At 64.2% G+C, this 17,872-nt stretch carries 17 protein-coding genes; 8 read left to right on the top strand and 9 right to left on the bottom strand.

The features are described 5' to 3' along the window. Positions 1 to 179 precede the first annotated feature (179 nt). Positions 180 to 1,436 carry a tyrosine--tRNA ligase gene (tyrS, locus tag VXL81_RS06440; protein ID WP_416553403.1) on the bottom strand — a complete coding sequence of 419 codons (1,257 nt, stop codon included), beginning with the start codon at positions 1,434 to 1,436 and terminating at the stop codon, positions 180 to 182. Positions 1,437 to 1,589: 153 nt separating this feature from the next. On the opposite strand from tyrS, the gene VXL81_RS06445 reads away from it, so the two are divergent. Further along, positions 1,590 to 2,750: an anhydro-N-acetylmuramic acid kinase gene (locus VXL81_RS06445; protein ID WP_340545200.1), complete on the top strand. Its 1,161-nt coding sequence runs from the start codon at positions 1,590 to 1,592 to the stop codon at positions 2,748 to 2,750. Between the two features lie 59 nt (positions 2,751 to 2,809). On the opposite strand, the gene VXL81_RS06450 is transcribed toward VXL81_RS06445, so the two are convergent. Beyond that, a complete protein-coding gene (locus tag VXL81_RS06450) occupies positions 2,810 to 3,241 on the bottom strand; it encodes a cupin domain-containing protein (RefSeq protein ID WP_340545201.1) in 432 nt (143 codons plus the stop codon). Between the two features lie 62 nt (positions 3,242 to 3,303). Between VXL81_RS06450 and VXL81_RS06455 the strand changes: the two genes are divergently transcribed. Then, positions 3,304 to 4,743: a protein adenylyltransferase SelO gene (locus VXL81_RS06455; protein WP_416553405.1), complete on the top strand. Its 1,440-nt coding sequence runs from the start codon at positions 3,304 to 3,306 to the stop codon at positions 4,741 to 4,743. A 2-nt stretch (positions 4,744 to 4,745) separates the two neighbouring features. Here the strand turns inward: VXL81_RS06455 and VXL81_RS06460 are convergent, their stop codons facing one another. After that, positions 4,746 to 5,669 (bottom strand): DMT family transporter, encoded by a 924-nt coding sequence (locus tag VXL81_RS06460; RefSeq protein WP_416553407.1) that lies wholly within the window; start codon positions 5,667 to 5,669, stop codon positions 4,746 to 4,748. A 170-nt stretch (positions 5,670 to 5,839) separates the two neighbouring features. Here VXL81_RS06460 and VXL81_RS06465 point away from each other — a divergent pair, with 170 nt between their 5' ends. Then, positions 5,840 to 6,559, top strand: a complete 720-nt coding sequence (locus tag VXL81_RS06465) for an endonuclease/exonuclease/phosphatase family protein (protein ID WP_416537334.1) — start codon at positions 5,840 to 5,842, stop codon at positions 6,557 to 6,559. A 109-nt stretch (positions 6,560 to 6,668) separates the two neighbouring features. Here the strand turns inward: VXL81_RS06465 and VXL81_RS06470 are convergent, their stop codons facing one another. Next, positions 6,669 to 7,997 (bottom strand): DEAD/DEAH box helicase, encoded by a 1,329-nt coding sequence (locus tag VXL81_RS06470; protein WP_340545205.1) that lies wholly within the window; start codon positions 7,995 to 7,997, stop codon positions 6,669 to 6,671. A 372-nt stretch (positions 7,998 to 8,369) separates the two neighbouring features. Here VXL81_RS06470 and VXL81_RS06475 point away from each other — a divergent pair, with 372 nt between their 5' ends. The 5 genes from VXL81_RS06475 to VXL81_RS06495 all read left to right on the top strand — a co-directional run bounded on the left by VXL81_RS06475 (position 8,370) and on the right by VXL81_RS06495 (position 12,442). After that, the gene (locus tag VXL81_RS06475) at positions 8,370 to 8,783 is read left to right on the top strand and encodes a Fur family transcriptional regulator (RefSeq protein WP_340545206.1); all 414 of its coding nucleotides are present in this window, start codon (positions 8,370 to 8,372) and stop codon (positions 8,781 to 8,783) included. Positions 8,784 to 9,091: 308 nt separating this feature from the next. Beyond that, positions 9,092 to 9,988, top strand: a complete 897-nt coding sequence (locus tag VXL81_RS06480; RefSeq protein WP_416540358.1) for a DMT family transporter — start codon at positions 9,092 to 9,094, stop codon at positions 9,986 to 9,988. 170 nt (positions 9,989 to 10,158) lie between these two features. After that, on the top strand, positions 10,159 to 11,433 hold the full coding sequence (eno, locus tag VXL81_RS06485) for a phosphopyruvate hydratase (RefSeq protein ID WP_260105794.1): 1,275 nt from the start codon (positions 10,159 to 10,161) through the stop codon (positions 11,431 to 11,433). 65 nt (positions 11,434 to 11,498) lie between these two features. Further along, positions 11,499 to 12,014 (top strand): hypothetical protein, encoded by a 516-nt coding sequence (locus tag VXL81_RS06490; protein WP_340545209.1) that lies wholly within the window; start codon positions 11,499 to 11,501, stop codon positions 12,012 to 12,014. Positions 12,015 to 12,211: 197 nt separating this feature from the next. After that, on the top strand, positions 12,212 to 12,442 hold the full coding sequence (locus VXL81_RS06495; protein WP_416537338.1) for a hypothetical protein: 231 nt from the start codon (positions 12,212 to 12,214) through the stop codon (positions 12,440 to 12,442). 214 nt (positions 12,443 to 12,656) lie between these two features. Here the strand turns inward: VXL81_RS06495 and VXL81_RS06500 are convergent, their stop codons facing one another. From VXL81_RS06500 to VXL81_RS06520, 5 genes are all read right to left on the bottom strand, one after another. Further along, positions 12,657 to 12,932 (bottom strand): glycine zipper 2TM domain-containing protein, encoded by a 276-nt coding sequence (locus VXL81_RS06500; RefSeq protein ID WP_340545211.1) that lies wholly within the window; start codon positions 12,930 to 12,932, stop codon positions 12,657 to 12,659. Positions 12,933 to 13,550: 618 nt separating this feature from the next. Next, positions 13,551 to 14,000 carry a GNAT family N-acetyltransferase gene (locus VXL81_RS06505; protein ID WP_340545212.1) on the bottom strand — a complete coding sequence of 150 codons (450 nt, stop codon included), beginning with the start codon at positions 13,998 to 14,000 and terminating at the stop codon, positions 13,551 to 13,553. Continuing rightward, positions 13,997 to 14,938 (bottom strand): nucleoside hydrolase, encoded by a 942-nt coding sequence (locus VXL81_RS06510; RefSeq protein WP_416553409.1) that lies wholly within the window; start codon positions 14,936 to 14,938, stop codon positions 13,997 to 13,999. Before VXL81_RS06510 ends, VXL81_RS06505 begins: the two co-directional genes overlap by 4 nt. A gap of 172 nt (positions 14,939 to 15,110) precedes the next feature. Beyond that, positions 15,111 to 16,331 (bottom strand): DegT/DnrJ/EryC1/StrS family aminotransferase, encoded by a 1,221-nt coding sequence (locus VXL81_RS06515; RefSeq protein WP_416553411.1) that lies wholly within the window; start codon positions 16,329 to 16,331, stop codon positions 15,111 to 15,113. Between the two features lie 168 nt (positions 16,332 to 16,499). Continuing rightward, positions 16,500 to 17,810 (bottom strand): NAD(P)/FAD-dependent oxidoreductase, encoded by a 1,311-nt coding sequence (locus VXL81_RS06520; protein ID WP_416553413.1) that lies wholly within the window; start codon positions 17,808 to 17,810, stop codon positions 16,500 to 16,502. Positions 17,811 to 17,872 lie beyond the last annotated feature (62 nt).

Here is a 17,872-nt window from a genome sequence, read left to right on the forward strand (position 1 = left end):
CATCCGGGATGGGGGATGACGGGCGGGAGCCTTTTGCGGAGGTTCCCGCAACGCCTCGGCCCTGGGCTGGCAATGGCGCTGCGGCTGGTCTGATCTTCGGGATCGAAAAAGGGGCCACAGCGGTCCCTTTTTTTGATTGCTGTCGGTTGGTCCGATCCGTCGGCTGCACCGCGGGGCGATTACCCCTCCAGCTGCACCAGCGCGTGACGTTTTTTGCCCGCAGACAGTTTGATCGGCGAGGCCAGAGCGGCGGCGTCTATCATGAGGCCCGCATCGGTCAGCGGCTTATCGTCGATCTTGGCACCGTTCTCGGCGATCAGGCGCTTGGCGTCCTTGCCCGATTTGGCCAGCCCCGATTTCACGATCAGCTGCACGATGGAGATACCATCGCCCAGATCAGCGGCAGTCAGGCTGAGCGTGGGCAGGTCGTCGCCAATGCCGCCTTTCTCGAACACTTCGCGGGCGGTGGCCTCGGCGGCGGCGGCGGCCTCGGCACCGTGCAGCAGGGTGGTCACCTCATTGGCAAGGATCACCTTGGCGGCGTTGATCTCCGACCCTGCCAGCGCCCCCAGGCGGTTGCATTCGTCCACCGGCAGCTCGGTATAGAGCTTGAGGAAGCGGCCCACATCGGCGTCGGTGGTGTTGCGCCAGAACTGCCAGAACTCATAAGGCGAGAGCAGATCGCCATTGAGCCAGATCGCGCCATTCTGCGATTTGCCCATCTTCTTGCCGTCGGAGGTGGTCAAGAGTGGCGATGTGAGGCCATAGATCTCATGGTCCAGCACCCGGCGGGTGAGGTCGATGCCGTTGACGATATTGCCCCATTGATCGGAGCCGCCCATCTGCAACACGCAGCCGTAGCGGCGGTTCAGCTCCAGGAAGTCATAGGCCTGCAGAATCATGTAGTTGAATTCGAGGAAAGACAGCGACTGTTCGCGGTCGAGACGCGATTTCACGCTCTCAAACGACAGCATCCGGTTCACCGAGAAATGGCGGCCGATGTCGCGCAGGAAAGTGAGGTAGTTCAGATCATCCAGCCATTCGGCGTTGTTCAGCATCATGGCGGCGTTACCCGCGCCGCTGTCATAGTCGATATAGGCGGCAAACACCTTCTTGATTCCGGCGATATTGGAATCGATCTGCTCATCCGTCAGCAGCGGGCGTTCATCAGCGCGGAAGGAGGGATCGCCCACCTTGGTGGTGCCGCCGCCCATCAGGGTGATCGGTTTATGGCCGGTTTTCTGGAACCAGCGCAGCATCATGATCTGGATCAGCGAGCCCACATGCAGCGAGGTCGCGGTGGCGTCAAAGCCGATATAGGCGGATTGGCCGGGGGTCATCAGCGCCTCGTCCAGGCCCTGGTAATCGGTGCAGTCGGCCAGATAGCCACGTTCCATCATAACTGCGATGAAGTCCGATTTTGGGTGGTAGGTCATGATGTGCCTCGGCTTTCTAAATTGCGCGCTGCTGTATAAAACGCAAATTGCCGGGGGGAAAGCAGTGTGAACGGCTTTGCGCAAGAAATTCGCTGCTGTATCCTTGGCGCAAACCGGCGCGGCGCGCCCAATATCACAGCAGGCACCATCAACATGACCAGATCCCCCTCCTCGGCCCGTTCTGTGGCGATCCCCAAGACCGGCGTTCTGCGCGCCCTTGGCACCATGAGCGGCACCTCGCTGGACGGGGTGGATGCGGCCATTGTCGAGACTGATGGCGTGGTGATCCACGGCTTTGGCGCCAGTGCCTATCGCGCCTATGAGCCGGTGGAACGGGCGCAGCTGGCGGCCGCATTGGGACAGTGGCAGGGGCCACAGGTGGACGCCGCCGCTGAGATCGTGACCCGCGCCCATGCGGCGCTGCTGGCGCAGGTTCTGGCCGAGGATGCAGCGGCGGGACCGGTTGATGTCATAGGGTTTCACGGTCAGACGCTGGCCCATGCGCCACGCGTGCAGGGCACCCTGCAGGTGGGCGATGGTGCGGCGCTGGCGGCTGAGCTTGACACCCCGGTGGTCTGGGATTTTCGCAGCGACGATGTGCGGCTGGGCGGCGAGGGCGCGCCGCTGGCGCCGTTCTTTCATTTTGCCTGCGCCAAATACCTGAAGCGGGACAAACCCCTGTGTTTCCTGAACCTTGGCGGCGTGGGCAATCTGACCTATGTCGATCCGCGCTGTGACGCGGCTGAGGATCCCGGCGCGCTTTTGGCGTTTGACACCGGCCCTGCCAATGCGCCGATCAATGATCTGGTGCAGGCGCGCTGTGGTCAGATGATGGACGAAGGCGGCGCGATTGCCCGTGGCGGCGCGGTGGAGACCGGGGCGCTGGAGCTGTTTCTGGCGGAGCCCTATTTTGCCCGGATGCCGCCGAAATCTCTGGATCGCAATGATTTTTCCGAGATGATCACGCTGGTCTCCGAATTGAGCGACCGCGATGCGACGGCGACGCTGACCGGCATGTGCGCCGCTGCTGTTGCACAGGGGATGGAGCATTGCCCGGAGCCGCCGGAGGTGGTGCTGGTCACTGGCGGCGGGCGCCACAACCCGGTGCTGATGGAGATGCTGCGGGTGTCGCTGGACTGCCCGGTTCAGCCGATCGAGACGGTGGGGCTGGATGGCGACATGCTGGAGGCGCAGGCCTTTGCCCATCTGGCGGTACGGGTCGCGCGCGGGCTGCCGACCTCCTGTCCCGGCACAACCGGTGTCAGCGCCTGCGTTGGTGGCGGTGTGGTGAGTGTGCCGGGGCGCGAGGACTGAGGTCTGGCGGCCGGGAAACTTGGAGGTTTCCCGACAAATCCCTTCGAAGAAATCTGGGGTCAGGCGCGCGGGATATCGAAGCCGGGGTCGGCGAGGGTGAAGCCCTCGAACCGGAACCCCGGTGAGACGGTGCAGCTGACCAGCGTATAGTCGCCGGTGGTGCGGGCGGCCTGCCAGTGGCCTTCGGGGACGATCAGCTGCGGTTCTCCGGTGGTCAGGTCCGGGGTCAGCAGGTGGTCGTGGGCGGGGCCGTCATCGCTGGCTGACAGCGACAGCACCAGCGGCGCGCCGGCGTGATAAAGCCAGATCTCGGTGGCATCGACACGGTGCCAGTGGCTGCTCTCACCCGCCTTCAGCAGGAAATAGATGCAGGTGCCGGTTGCGCGGTCGTCGTGGCTGGCTGTGGTTTCGGCGATCCATGTCTGGCGGTAATAGCCGCCTTCGGGGTGGGGCTGGAGGTTCAGCCGGGCGATGATCTCATCGGCGGTCATGTCAGTGCTCCGTTTTGTCTGTTGGCTCTGGCAATTTGGCATTTGCCGCATATGTTTGGGCCATGACATTGCACATCCCCTTTGACAATACATATGCCGCGCTGCCGCCGCTGTTCTACAGCAAACAGGCTCCCGTGCCGGTGAAGGCGCCAGAGCTGATTGCCTATAATGGTGCGCTTGGCGCGGAGCTGGGCATCCGGGCGGGTGACAGGGCCGAGCTGGCCGAGATTTTTGCAGGCAACCGTGTGCCCGATGGCGCCGATCCGCTGGCGCAGCTTTATGCGGGGCATCAGTTTGGCACCTACAATCCACAACTCGGCGATGGGCGCGCGATCCTGCTGGGCGAGGCTGTTGGTGTTGACGGCGAGCGCCGCGATATCCAGCTGAAGGGATCCGGGCGCACGCCTTATTCGCGGGGCGGTGACGGGCGGGCCTGGCTGGGGCCGGTCCTGCGCGAATATGTGGTGAGCGAGGCGATGCACGCGCTTGGTATTCCGACGACGCGCGCGCTGGCGGCGGTTGCGACCGGTGAGCTGGTCTGGCGCGAACAGGGCGGTTTGCCCGGCGCGGTGCTGACACGGGTGGCCGCGAGCCACTTGCGGGTCGGGAGCTTTCAGATTTTTGCTGCGCGGGGCGAGCAGGCGGCGCTGCGGCAGCTCACGGATTACGCCATTCAACGCCATTATCCTGAGGCGAAGGGGCCGATGGGGCTGTTGCGGGCGGTGCGCGATCGGCAGTCGGAGCTGATCGCGGCCTGGATGTCGGTGGGCTTTATCCACGGGGTGATGAATACCGATAACTCGTCCATTTCCGGCGAGACGATTGACTATGGTCCCTGCGCCTTTTTGGATGTCTATCACCCCAGCACTGTGTTCAGTTCGATCGACCGGATGGGGCGTTATGCCTATTCCAACCAGCCCGATATTGCGGTCTGGAATCTGGCGCAGCTGGCCACCGCGCTGATCCAGCAGGCGGAGGATCCGCAGGCGCTGGTTGAGGAGGCGACCGAGATCGTTCATGCGATGCCCGCCCGGACCGAGGCCGCCTGGCTGCGGCGCTTTGGCGCCAAGATCGGCATTGCCGAGGCAACGCCTGACGATATGGCGCTGATCACTGACCTGATGCAGCGCATGGCGGCGGGACAGGCGGATTTCACCAATACCTTCCGGGCCTTGGGCGATGCTGTTGCGCCGGACACCGGCAAGGTGCGCGATGAGTTTCTGGAGCCTGAGGCGTTTGACGGCTGGGCAGTGGACTGGCGCGCGCGTCTGGCGCAGGAGGCGGATCCGGCGGCGGTGATGGCGGCAGCGAACCCGGTCTATATCCCGCGCAACCACCGGATCGAGGCGATGATCAGTGCCGCCGTTGCGGGCGATTTTGCCCCGTTCGAGCGGCTTAATACCGTGCTGGCGGATCCCTATGCCGTGCAGGCAGGGGCCGAGGATCTGCGTCGCCCGCCGGCTGCGAGCGAGGTGGTGAAGGCGACCTTCTGCGGCACCTGAACCTATTTGCGATTGATCAGCAGGATACCGACCGCGACCAGCACCAGTGCGGCCCAGACCTGCGGCAGGATCACCTCGTCCAGCAGCAGCCAGCCGAGAATGGCCGCGATCACCGGCGACAGGAAGCTGAAGGAGGCAACGGCATTGGCGCGGTAGAGGCTGATCAGCCAGAGCCACAGCAGATAGCCGAGGCTGGCGATGGCGATGGCCTGAAACAGCACGCCGGAGATATGCAGCGCCGTGGGGTCGCGCAGCAGCGGTCCAAACAGCGGCGAGATCGCCAGCAGCACCAGCGCCGATGTGGCCAGCTGATAGGTGAGCTGGCGGATCGGCGGGACATGGGCCAGTGGCGACAGCCGCGCGCAGAGGGCGATCCCGGCCCAGGCCAGCGTCGCCGCAAGCGCGAGAATATCGCCCAGCAGCGAGGCATCGCCGCTGCCCCGGTGCAACACGGCCAGCACCACGCCGCCCATGGCCAGGATCAGTCCCAACATGCGCAGGCTGTTGAGCCGCTCGCCGGGCAGGAGCAGATGGCCGGCCAGGGCCAGCCAGACCGGCATCGAGTTGAAGATGATCGTGACCCGCGACACCGAGGAGAGATCAAGTGCGATATAGAGGCAGACAAATTCGGCCGTGAACAACAGCCCGGACACCAGCCCCCAGAAATGGACAGAGCGGCTCCAATGCGCCGACGCCTGGGCAGAGGCAGAGGCAGGGGCAGGAGTGCTGGCGCGCTTCAGCTGGCCGCGAAAGGCGAGCCATGTCAGCAGGACCGCCAGCCCGATGAGAGAGCGCAGGCCCGCCTGAAACACCGGGCCGAACCCGCCGTTGGAGACCTTGATCACCACCTGATTAAAGCCCATCAGCCCGCTGAAGCCGATCAGCATTGCGGCCCCGATGCCGTCCATTGCGCGTTTCTCACTCATGCCGCCAGAGGAGGTGGGCTTGGTCCGAGAGTCAAGCCGGGAAAACAGATGCTTAGGCCGCGATGGGTGTGACAGGGCGCGCTCTGGCCTGCGGTGCGGATTTCGGCCATGCTGTGGCCGTATCACGCACCGGATCGGTGACAAGGCGCGGTGGCAAAGAAGGCAGAGGAATGACGCAGGAACAGGGCACCCGGCCGGGACGGCTGCGGCTGGCAAGTTACAATATTCAGAAGTCGATGGGGCTGGATCTGCGTCGGCGTCCGCGTCGCACCTTGCAGGTGATCGAGGGCACCGGGGCGGATCTGGTTCTGTTACAGGAGGCCGACAAGCGGCTGCCGCCACGACCCGCCGCGCTGCCGCATTTCATTCTGGATGAGGCAGGATGGCAGATTGTCGATCTGGGCGGGGCAGGGTCACTGGGCTGGCATGGCAATGCGGTGATCTGGCGGGGCGCCGGGATTGCGCTTCAGGATCACGGCCATATTCCGCTGCCGGGGCTGGAGCCGCGCGGGGCGGTCTGGGCGCTGTTCGAGACGGCGCTGGGACCGCTCAGGGTGGTGGGCGCGCATCTGGGGCTGACCACCAAGGCGCGCCATGAGCAGGTCCATCATCTTGCGGGGATCATCGCCAAGCGCCCGGATCTGCCGACGGTCTGGGCCGGAGATTTCAACGAATGGTCCCGCCAGCCGGTGCTGGATCATCTGGCTCCGAAACTGCGGTTTGTGCCGCCACGGCCCAGTTTTCCGTCGCTGCGCCCGATTGGCGCGCTGGACCGGATTGCGGTCAGCCGGGGGCTGGAGGTGGTGGACAGCGGCGTCTATCGCGCCCGTCCCGCGCATATCGCCTCGGATCACCTGCCGGTCTGGGCGGATCTGGTGGCGGCACGGTAAGTCGGTGACGAAAAAGTAAAAAACCGGGGACGAAAAAGCCGGGGACGCAAAAGGCATCCCCGGCTTTGTCTGGTTTTCAGCCGTGCCCCCATAGGGGCATGGTGAGGGTTTACTGGGCGCGACGGCGCTGACCGCCGGGTTTGCCCTGAGCCGCGCCTGCGGCGGCACCGGATCCACCGCTGCGCGCACCGCTCTGGCCGCCACCGGCACCACCGCTGCGACGCCGGCGATGACCGCCGGGTTTGCCGCTGCCACCGGGTTTGCCGCCGCCACGACGGCCCGCCGGGGCCTTGGCATCGGGCAGAACCTCCCACGGACGGCCTGAGGCCACCGGGATATTGAGGTTCATGGTCTTCTGGATCGCCTTCAGCTCATCCATTTCATCCGGGGCACAGAAGGCCACGGCCTGACCGTCCTTGCCTGCGCGTGCGGTCCGGCCAATCCGGTGCACATAGGCATCCGCCACATTGGGCAGCTCGTAGTTATAGACGTATTTCACATCCGGGATATCGAGACCACGGGCCGCCACATCGGTGGCCACGAGGATCTTGACCTCGCCGGATTTGAAGGAGGCAAGCGCGCGTTCACGCTGGCCCTGGCTTTTGTTGCCGTGGATGGCTGCGGCCGAGAAACCGGCGGCCGACAGCGTTTTCATCAGCTTTTCCATGCCGTGTTTGGTGCGGCCAAAGACCAGCGTCCGCTCGTCCTTGTGTTTGGTCAGCAGCTCTTTCAGCAGCGAGAGCTTCTCTGCCTTGGCGATGAAATGCACCGATTGGGTGATCTTGTCGGCAGCCTTGCCGGGAGGGTTCACCTCGATCCGCACCGGGCTTTGCAGGTAGGAATTGGCGATCTCGTTCATCTGCTTTGGCATGGTGGCCGAGAACAGCATGGTCTGGCGCTGTGCCGGCAGAAGAGCGGCGATCTTGCGCAGCGCGTGGATAAAGCCGAGGTCCAGCATCTGGTCGGCCTCATCCAGCACGAGGAAGTCGCAGGAGCCAAGATCCAGCGCGCCACGGTCAAGGATGTCCAGCAGACGGCCCGGGGTGGCGATCAGGATATCGGTGCCGCGCGACAGGCGGCTGATCTGCGGGTTGATGGAAACGCCGCCGACAACCAGGCCGGTTTTCATCGGAGTGCCTTCTGTCAGGCCCTTGAGGTTGGCGGCGATCTGGTTGGCCAGCTCGCGGGTCGGCGCCAGCACCAGGCCGCGCACGGTCTTGGCGGCGGGTTTGCGGCCGTATTGCATCATCTGGGCAATCAGCGGCACGCCGAAGGCGGCGGTTTTGCCGGTGCCGGTCTGCGCCAGACCCAGCACGTCCTTGCCGTTCAACGCATGCGGGATGGCGCGGGCCTGAATCGGGGTCGGATCGGTATAGCCAAGTTCTGCAATGCGCTTCAGAAGCTGCTCGGGCAGCCCCATGGTTGAAAATTCTGTCACGTCTCGTCCTTTCACAGCCGCGCCAACAGGGCTCGGCCGGTGCCGCCACGGGGGCGGTCTGTCGTTGGGGCAGGGACCTCGGGCGGGGCTGGCATCATGCCAGACCGCTGGTCGCTGCGAGTGCCCCACGCGTGATATTGGGAACGGTGGCATATCCTTAGGGTCGGTGTTTGGCCTGCGCATTGATCTGGCGCGGCCCGACGTCCTCTGCTCACGCGGCAGGGAGGGATGCCTGACAGGGCAGATGGCCCCGCCAGCGGATAAAGTCAATGGGCAATTGTTGTATATTCTGCGCCACAGACTGTTAAAACCCGGTTTGCGGCGCGGGCGTCTTTGTATAAACAGGGACGCCATGCTGAATAAGGGATGACCATGAGCGAGACGATTATCGCACGCTGCGAAGCCATAGGTCTGCGGATGACAGGCCAGCGACGGGTGATTGCGCGCGTATTGCAAGAGAGCGACGATCACCCCGATGTCGAGGAACTCTATGCCCGTGCCAGCGCGCTGGACGGGGCGATTTCGCTGGCCACCGTCTATCGCACGGTGAAGCTGTTTGACGAAGCGGGCATTCTGGAGCGGCTGGAGTTCGGCGACGGGCGTGCCCGCTACGAGGATGCCGACCGCGAGCATCACGATCATCTGATCGACATGACCACCGGGGCGGTCATCGAATTCTGCGACCCGGAGATCGAGGCCTTGCAGGAGAAGATCGCCGAAAAGCTGGGCTATGAGCTGCGCGGCCACAAGTTGGAACTATATGGCGTGCCGCGCAAGAAGAGCTGAGCCAGCGCGCGCCCGCTGACCACATGCCGATGCGCCCGCGGGGGCGTGTTTTCTTAGACAGGATAACGGGTCCGAATATTCCGGAAAATTCCGGGGCGCGCCGCAGCCCGGCGGTGGCCCAGTATCACGGCGCGTGATAGGAGCGGTCACATGAAGTCATGAAGCTGCGCCGCAAATATCGAGTCGCGTCGCAAATGGACAAGTGGGCGGTCGCTTCCGGCTATTTGTTGTGCGGATCAGTCGATGCAGCGACGGCGGGCACGGCCCCTCGGCAGAGCCATCGGACCCATTGGAATGGAACGATCAAGATGAACAATGTCTCGGGAATATTGCTGGTGATCCTCGCCATGGCGGGGTTTTCGCTGGAGGATATGTTCATCAAGCAGCTCGCCACCTCGGTGCCGGTGGGGCAGATCCTGATGATGCTGGGGCTGGGCAGTGGCACGATCTTTGTGATCTGGGCCAAGCTGCAGGGCCACCGGGTGCTGGCGCCACGTAACTGGCGCTGGCAACCGGTGCTGCGTGCCTCGACCGAGGCGCTGGCGGCGGTCAGTTTTGCCTCAGCGCTGGCGGTGGTGGATATCTCGACCGTGGCGGCGGTGTTTCAGGCGATGCCGCTTGCGGTCACTGTCGGGGCGGCGCTGTTTCTGGGCGAGGATGTCGGCTGGCGGCGCTGGACGGCGATCCTTGTCGGTTTTGCCGGGGTGCTGATGATCGTGCGTCCCGGTCTGGCCGGATTTGAGCCGGGGGTGCTGCTGGTGCTGATCTCGGTTGTGGCGGTTGCGGCGCGCGACCTGATGACGCGGGTGATGGATAGCGCGGTGCCCTCTGCCGTGGTCAGCTCGCAGGCCTTTGGCTCGGTGATCCCGGCGGGGCTGGTGATGCTGCTGATCCTGCCCGGAGAGCCGGTCGCCCTGGAAGGCAGCCAATGGGGCATGTTGCTGGGAGGCGTCATCTTTGGCGTGCTGGGGTACTACGGGATTGTCACCGCCACCCGGATCGGCGATGCCGCCGTGATCACGCCGTTTCGCTACTCCCGGCTGGTGTTTTCGACCCTGATCGGCGTGGTGATCTTTGCCGAGGCGCCGGATATGATGACGCTGGCGGGATCGGCGCTGATCATCGGCTCCGGGCTTTATACCTTTCTGCGGGAGCGGCGTCTGGCGCGGCGGGCGGCACGGGCACAGGCGGCGGTCCCTGTCTGAGCACATCGGGCTGGCGGCGGCGATTGATTGCGCAAACAGCGAACTGTTAGCCCTAACCCCGTAAAATAAGTGACGTTAGCGATAACGCTCATGGTTTACTTTTGACCTGTGAATGCTATGACGCAGGCACCAATTGCCGCAATCACTTGCCAAGATCAGGGACCTGAATAATGAGCACCATTATCGATATCCACGCCCGTGAAATTCTCGACAGCCGGGGCAATCCGACCGTTGAAGTCGACGTCATGCTGGAAGACGGCACAATGGGCCGCGCGGCGGTGCCGTCGGGTGCGTCAACCGGTGCCTATGAGGCGGTGGAAAAGCGCGACGGCGACAAGTCCCGTTACCTTGGCAAAGGCGTGCTGGAAGCAGTTGCCGCCGTCAATGGCGAGATCGCCGAAGAGCTGGTCGGCTTTGACGCCTGCGAGCAGGTCGCCGTGGACATGGCGATGATCGAGCTGGATGGCACCGAGAACAAGGGCCGTCTGGGCGCCAATGCCATTCTGGGTGTCTCCATGGCGGTGGCCAAGGCTGCGGCGGACTTCACCACCCAGCCGCTGTATCGTTATATCGGTGGCACCTCGGCGCGGGTTCTGCCGGTTCCGATGATGAACATCATCAACGGCGGCGAACATGCCGACAACCCGATCGACATTCAGGAATTCATGATCATGCCGGTGGCTGCGGACAACATCCGCGACGCCGTGCGCATGGGCTCTGAAGTGTTCCACACCCTGAAGAAAGAGCTGTCGGCGGCGGGTCTGTCGACCGGGATCGGTGACGAGGGCGGCTTTGCCCCAAATATCGCCTCTACCCGCGAGGCGCTGGATTTTGTGCTGAAGTCGATTGAAAAGGCCGGCTACAAGCCCGGCGAGGAAATCTATCTGGCGCTCGATTGCGCGGCGACCGAATACTACAAGGATGGCAAATATGTGCTCTCCGGCGAAGGCAAGACCCTGTCGTCGGAAGAGAACGTGGCCTATCTGGCGGCACTGGTGAAGGATTATCCGATCATCTCCATCGAAGATGGCATGGGTGAGGATGACTGGGACGGCTGGAAAGCGCTGACCGAAGAGCTGGGCGACAAGGTGCAGCTGGTCGGCGACGACCTGTTCGTGACCAACCCGGCCCGTCTGGCCGATGGGATTGCGCGCGGCTGCGCCAACTCCATGCTGGTGAAAGTGAACCAGATCGGCACCCTGACCGAGACCCTGAAGGCGGTCGATATGGCCCATCGTGCGCGCTACACCAATGTGATGTCGCACCGCTCCGGCGAGACCGAGGATGCCACCATCGCCGACCTCGCCGTGGCCACCAACTGCGGCCAGATCAAGACCGGTTCGCTGGCGCGCTCTGACCGGCTCGCGAAATACAACCAGCTGATCCGTATCGAGGAAATGCTGGGTGAAGTCGCCGAATACGCGGGTCGTTCGATCCTGAAGTAAGACCAGAGGCCGGGGCATGTTGCTCCGGCCTTTTTGTTCCTGTGTTCCGTTGTTGTGTGGTTATCATGCTCAAGAAGGTTGCCCATTTCCTGATCCGGCGGGCTGAACGCCGTATTGGCGTCTCGCTCGATTATGCCCATGCCATTGCCGATACGGACCTGGGGTTGCTGGCCCGCTACAATCGGGTGTTTGGTTTTCTGGATCCGAACCGTCAGCTGCCTGCCGCCGCCTATCATGCGGCGCGGCTGACCGGGGCGCTGAGCGCGGATTGCGGGTCCTGTGTCGAGGCGGAGATCAACCTGGCGAAATCCGCCGGGCTGTCGCCCGAGCTGATCAGGTCGATCCTGACAGGCAGCGCGCTGGAACCTGAGCTGGAGGCGGTTGTGCGTCTGGCGGGCGCGGTGGCTGGCACGCGCAGTGACGATCCTGAGGCGCGGGAGGCCGTGCGCGCGGCCTATGGCGAGGCGGGGCTGATCGAGCTGAGTTTTGCGATGAACGGGGCGGCGATGCTGCCGGGGATCAAGCGCGCCATGGGCTATGCCACTGCCTGCGACCTGCAGCTGATGCGTCGGCTGTCCTGAGCGTCTGAGTGCCGGGCCTGGGTGCCGGGCCTGGGTGCCGGGGCGAGGACGGCCCCGGATCTGCGCCGATAACCTCTCAGATCGAAATCTGTGCGGATGGCGCACTTCTGTGGCCTGCTTCACAGACCTGTGATCGCGGCTATGGCAGTCTTGGTCGCAGGCGCTACGGGGGTGGCGCTGGCCAGGAGGGGAAGATCATGGGAGCGACTGCACATCTGAAAGCCCGGGAGAGTGTTTATCCGATGCCTGCGGTGAGGGTGGCCGGAACCGCAAGCTGGCTGCCGCTGGGGTTCATCATTGCGGTGGCCCTGCTGGCCGGTTGTGCGGGGCCCGGGCATTATCCGCTGACAGGGCATGACGCAAATGTGGCTGATCCGGTTCACAGCATGTCGATGACACAGGGCGCAATGGTGGCCGGGGGGCTCTGAGGCGCCCTGCCAAAGGGGGATCGACATTGTCAGCCCTGAGTATGTCAGGGACTTGGCGCAGAGGGGGCGCGGCGTAATTTCAAGCCGTTGGCGACAGGGAAAGACCCTGAGAGCGGATCCGCTCTCAGGGTCTTTCTTTGACTCTTGGGTCGGATCCGCGATCCGTGATGCGTGATGCGAACGCTGCAGGTCTCGCCCGCGCTCTGCGCCGGAATTACGGGCAGGCCGCTGTGTAATAGGTGCCGTCACCGCGGGAATAGGCGCATTGGCGCGACTGGTTGTTCTGCGCCACAAGCGTACCGGCGGCGGCCCCGCCAAGGGCGGCAATCAGGCGCCAGTCGTCATCGGCCTTGAGCGCGTCGGCGGCAATCAGACCTGCTGCGGCACCACCGGCGACACCGGCCACTGTGCGCTGTTCGGGGGTCAGATCGGTGCAGGCGGAGAGCGCCAGCGTCGCGGCGCTGAGGCCGGCGAGGATATGGGATTTCATGAGATTTCCTTTCCTGTCATTGATGCGCTTGTGATGGCTGTGCAGGAGCGCTCCTGCATCTTTGTGGCTTGTCCCGGCGATACGCCGTCTCCGGCCCGCTTCGACTGGCGCCAACCGGAGCCGCCACACCCCAGGACGGCTCCGCTCAGCTGCTGGGGCCCACCCCTGAACCCCGGTTTGGTCGACCGCCAAAAGGCCCGCCGCCGTCGTGCGGATCCATGGCCCCATGGTGTGATGAGGCGTGACGGATCCGGTGTTACGCGCGCGGGTGTTCGCCCGGCGCCCACCCCTGTGGGTGGCTGTGCATCACGGCTTCTGCCGCTGTCTTCGTTGCGCCGCCTATCGGTTGGCGGCGCGCTCCCACACGTTCCACGGTGTGTTCAATTGGTCTGTTCCATCGCGCTGGAGCTGGCCGGTGCCCCGCGCCGCTGGTTCAGAGAGAGAACCCCAGACGTGCAGATTGGTTCCCTGTGTCATGAAAAATAATTCACGGGGCGCGAAACTGGCGCCAGACAGCGTGCCATCCGCGCACAGGCAATCTCTGTGCGGCGGCCTGCGCGCACGTCCGGGAACGCCCGGGCGCGTCCGCAAGCGGGCGGCATGCGCGGTGGTCCGGTGCTAGAGCTTGCGGCTCATCAGCATGTGTGTGTCGCGCGGCTCGAACCGGGCTCGGGCATAGAGCCCGCGGGCAGGCGCATTGTTTCTGTCGACGTCCAGATGCAGCGCTTTGATGCCGGCTTCGGCCAGGGTGCGGGGCAGGGAAAACAGCACTTCGGTGGCAATTCCGCGCCCGCGCACCGGCGGGCGGATGAACAGCTCGTCGATAGAACCATCCATGCCGCCAAACTCCACCGACCAGCTGAAGGTGACAACGATATAGCCCACCGGTGCGCGGGTCGGGCCGATCAGATAGACGGCGCCATAGGGCAGCCCGTTCAGCAGCGGCTCAATGGCGGCGCGGCGGTGCGGCTCATCTGAGGCGATGCCCATCTCGCCGTGAAAGGCCGCGACGAGATCCAGAACACGGGTCAGATCCTCCGGGCCTGCAAGGTGCAGCGCGGCGCTCATAGGGTGGCCAATCGGCTGGTGATCAGGTCAAAGAAACCATCGGCGTCCAGATCGCCAATGAACAGCGCATTGGCAGGCCGGTCGGTGACCCCCCACCAATCGGCCACAGTCATGCCAAGGGTCAGCTCGGAGGTGGTTTCGACCACCACGTTGATCTTGCGGCCCGAGAACAGCTCAGGCCGGATCAGATAGGCAATGACGCAGGGATCATGCAGCGGGCCGCCTTCGGAGCCGTATTTCTCGACATCAAAGCGTTCAAAGAAATCAAGCATATCGGCGGTGAAATCGCCCACTTTGGTGGCCAATGCACGGATCGCCTCGATCCGGGGGCGGGTGGCCAGCGCCTTGTGGGTGACATCCAGCGGCATCATGGTGACCGGTACGCCGGAGCTGAGCACGACGGAGGCGGCCTCCGGATCGACGTAGATGTTGAATTCCGCCGCCGGGGTGATGTTGCCGACCTCGAAATAGGCGCCGCCCATCAGCACGATCTCCTGTACGCGGGCGACGATGTCGGGGGCTTTCTGAAAAGCGGTGGCAATATTGGTCAGCGGCCCCAGCGGGCAGAGCGTAACGGTGCCGGGAGCTTCGCGGCGCAGGCTGTCGATGATGAAATCGACAGCATGTGTTGCAGCCAGCGGCATGGTTGGGTCCCAAAGGTCCGGCCCATCGAGGCCGGTCTTGCCATGCACATGTTCGGCGGTGATCAGCGGCCGGGCCAAGGGCGCGTCGCAACCGGCGTGGACGGCCATGTCCGGGCGGCCTGCCACTTCGCAGACGCGGCGTGCATTGGTCTGGGTCAGCGCCAGCGGCACATTGCCCGCAACACAGGTTATCCCAAGCAGATCAATCTCTTCTGGGCTGGCCAATGCCAGCAGAATGGCGACAGCGTCATCCTGTCCGGGGTCGGTGTCGATAATGATCTTGCGCGCGCTCATGGGGCTGTCCTTCTGGTCGTTGCCAGACCCTCGCAAGGGTGGCGGGCAATGTCCAGCGGCGGCGCGGGCTGCGGTCGGGAATTCGCCGGTTTGCGGCCTAAGCCGCCAGCAAAAAGGCGCGCCGCCTCAGCCTGCGCGCCCCGGTGTCCGATGAACCCCGCCGCCCGCAGAGTCAGGCGGCAGCGGCCCCCATGGCGTCGGCCATCGCAGACAGCAGCACAGTGGCGATCACATCGAGTTCGTCGCGGCTGAGGCGCACCGGCAGGCGCACATCGCAGGCCTGCATCAGCATGGCGCGGGTCTGCGGCAGCTCGGGGATATCGCGCAGGAACTGCCAGTTCCAGAAAGCGCGGGCGTTGTCTTCGGAGAGGCCGAAGATCTGCACCTTGACGCCCCGCGCCTCGGCTGCGGCGGCAAAGCGGTTGATCTCCTCGCTGCTCATATCGACCAGGTTGAACTGGATCGAATCCGGCGCGCGCTGTTCCGGCGGCAATGGGGCAGGCACGTCGATATGCGGCGAGCGGTTGAGCTGATCTGCGACATAGTCGTGGTTCTTCAGCCCGTCGCGCACCCGGCGCGCCAGTTCGGGCAGCTGCGGGCGGATCACGGCGGCCGACAGGTTGCTCATCCGCAGGTTATAAAGCGGCAGCTGGTTCTGCCATTTGGCAAAGGCCTGCTCGAGCGCGCCGGTGTTGTCGCCGGGGGAGGATTTGTGTTTTTTCCAGTTGTGCTCATAGGCGCCGGACATGATCACGGCGCGGGCGACCAGATCGGCATCATCGGTGACCAGGATGCCGCCTTCGCCGGCGTTGATCATCTTGTAGGACTGGAACGAGAAGCAGCCGATGGCGCCCAGCGTGCCGATATTGCGGCCATGCCAGGTGGTGCCCAGCGAATGGGCGGCATCCTCAATCACCGGAATGTCGCGCGCGCTGCAGAGCGCCATGATGGCATCCATATCGGAGGTATGGCCGCGCATATGGCTGATGATCACCGCCTGCACATCCCCCAGCTTGGCCTCGAAATCGGCCATGTCGATCCGGTAGTTGGCCCCCACCTCGCAGAGGACCGGCACGCAATCGGCGTGGACAATAGACGAGGGCACGGCCGCAAAGGTGAAGCCGGGGATCAGCACCCGGGCATCGCGGGGCAGGTCCAGCGCCTTCAGCGACAGGAACAGCGCCGCAGAGCAGGAGGAGACCGCCAGCGCGTATTTGCTGCCAAGGAGCTGGGCAAATTCCTCTTCCAGCAGGGCAACCGGCGCGTCCTGCGGCGCGGTGTAGCGGAACAGATCGCCAGACTGCATCAGGGCGTCAATGGCGGCGCGGGCGGCCTCCGGGATCGGTTCTGCCTGATGGACGTTCGGGACTTGCGACGGGGATGCCTGGCTCATATTTCAAAATCCTGAATCTACCTTTCCAAAAACATAAATGCTTGGCGCAAAAATGCCAAGCCTCGCCCGCGGGATCGGCAGGTTTTGGCGGAAAATTTCACAGAACTGTTGCTTTGGCTGCGGGCGTGGTCTGCGGGGGTGATCCCCTGTGGCCTGGGCCGCGCAGGATCAGACGCCGATCCGGTCGCGCAGCGCATACCAGGTCATCGCCAGCGCCAGCAGGGGGCTGCGCATGGCGGTGCCGCCGGGAAAGGCGGGGGCTGGTACGCGGGCCATGGTATCAAAGCCGTCGCTCTCTCCGGCGATGGCCTGCGCCATCAACTGGCCTGCATGGGTGGCGGTGCCGACGCCATGGCCGGAATACCCCGAGGCCGAGAGCACATTGGGCGCCAGCCGCACCAGATAGGGCATCCGTTTCATGGTGATCGCGAGGGTGCCGCCCCAGGCGTAGTCGATCTTCACATCGCGGAGATGTGGAAAGATCTGGACCATCGGCTTGCGCACGGTGGCGGCGATATCGCTGGGGAAGCGGTAGCCATAGCTTTCACCACCGCCGAACAGCAGCCGCCCGTCATGGCTGAGCCGGAAATAGTTCACCACAAATTTGCTGTCGGCCACCGCCACATCGCGGGCCAGTACCCGCGCGGTTTCGGCGCCAAGCGGCGCAGTCGCGGCGATGAAATTGTTGATCGGCATCACCCGCGCCGCCACGCGGCGGTTGAGCCCGCCGAGATAGCCGTTGCAGGCCAGCACCAGCTGATCGGCAACGACCTCTCCCGCCGCGGTGCGCAGCCGGATCTGCTTGCCCTCGTCGATGTTCAGAACCTCGCTGCCCTCACAGATCCGCACACCGGCTGCCGCAGCGGCACGGGCGAGGCCAAGCGCGTATTTCAACGGGTGCAGATGCGCCGCCCCCATATCGAGAGAGCCGCCGATATAGGCGGGCGAGGGGCAGATCGCCTGCAAACCATCGTGATCCAGGGCGGTGATCTCCTGGTAACCATAGCGGTTCTGCAGATGCTCCACATAGCGGTGTTCGTGGTCGACCTCGCCCTTTGAGAAACAGGCATGGGCAATGCCGGGCTTCAGATGGCAATCGATATCGTGGCGCGTGATCAGCGATTTCACCAGATCCTTGGCGTTCTCTGCCAGCTGCCAGAGCTTTTCGGCATCCGCCGCGCCCAGCAGGTTTTCCAGCCCGTCCTGTTCCATACGCTGACCGCTGCCAAGCTGGCCGCCGTTGCGACCGGAGGCACCAAATCCGACGCGGTTGGCCTCCAGCAGGATCACCGAACGCCCGGACTCGGCCAGATGCAGCGCCGCCGACAGCCCGGTGTAGCCACCGCCGACAACGCAGACATCAGCGCGGGCGTCGCCCGTCAACGGCGCAAAAGGCGCCAGCGGTGTGGCCGTTGCGGCATACCAGCTATCGGGATAGGTCCCTTTGCGGTCGTTGGAATAGAGCAGGTTCAACCCCATGGCACACCTCAGTCCCCGGCAGTCGCCGCCCCATGTCCGGTTACGCGCAACTGCCTGTCATC

This window comes from Phaeobacter sp. JH204B, from assembly GCF_048055755.1.
GTDB classification, from domain to species: domain Bacteria; phylum Pseudomonadota; class Alphaproteobacteria; order Rhodobacterales; family Rhodobacteraceae; genus Phaeobacter; species Phaeobacter bryozoorum.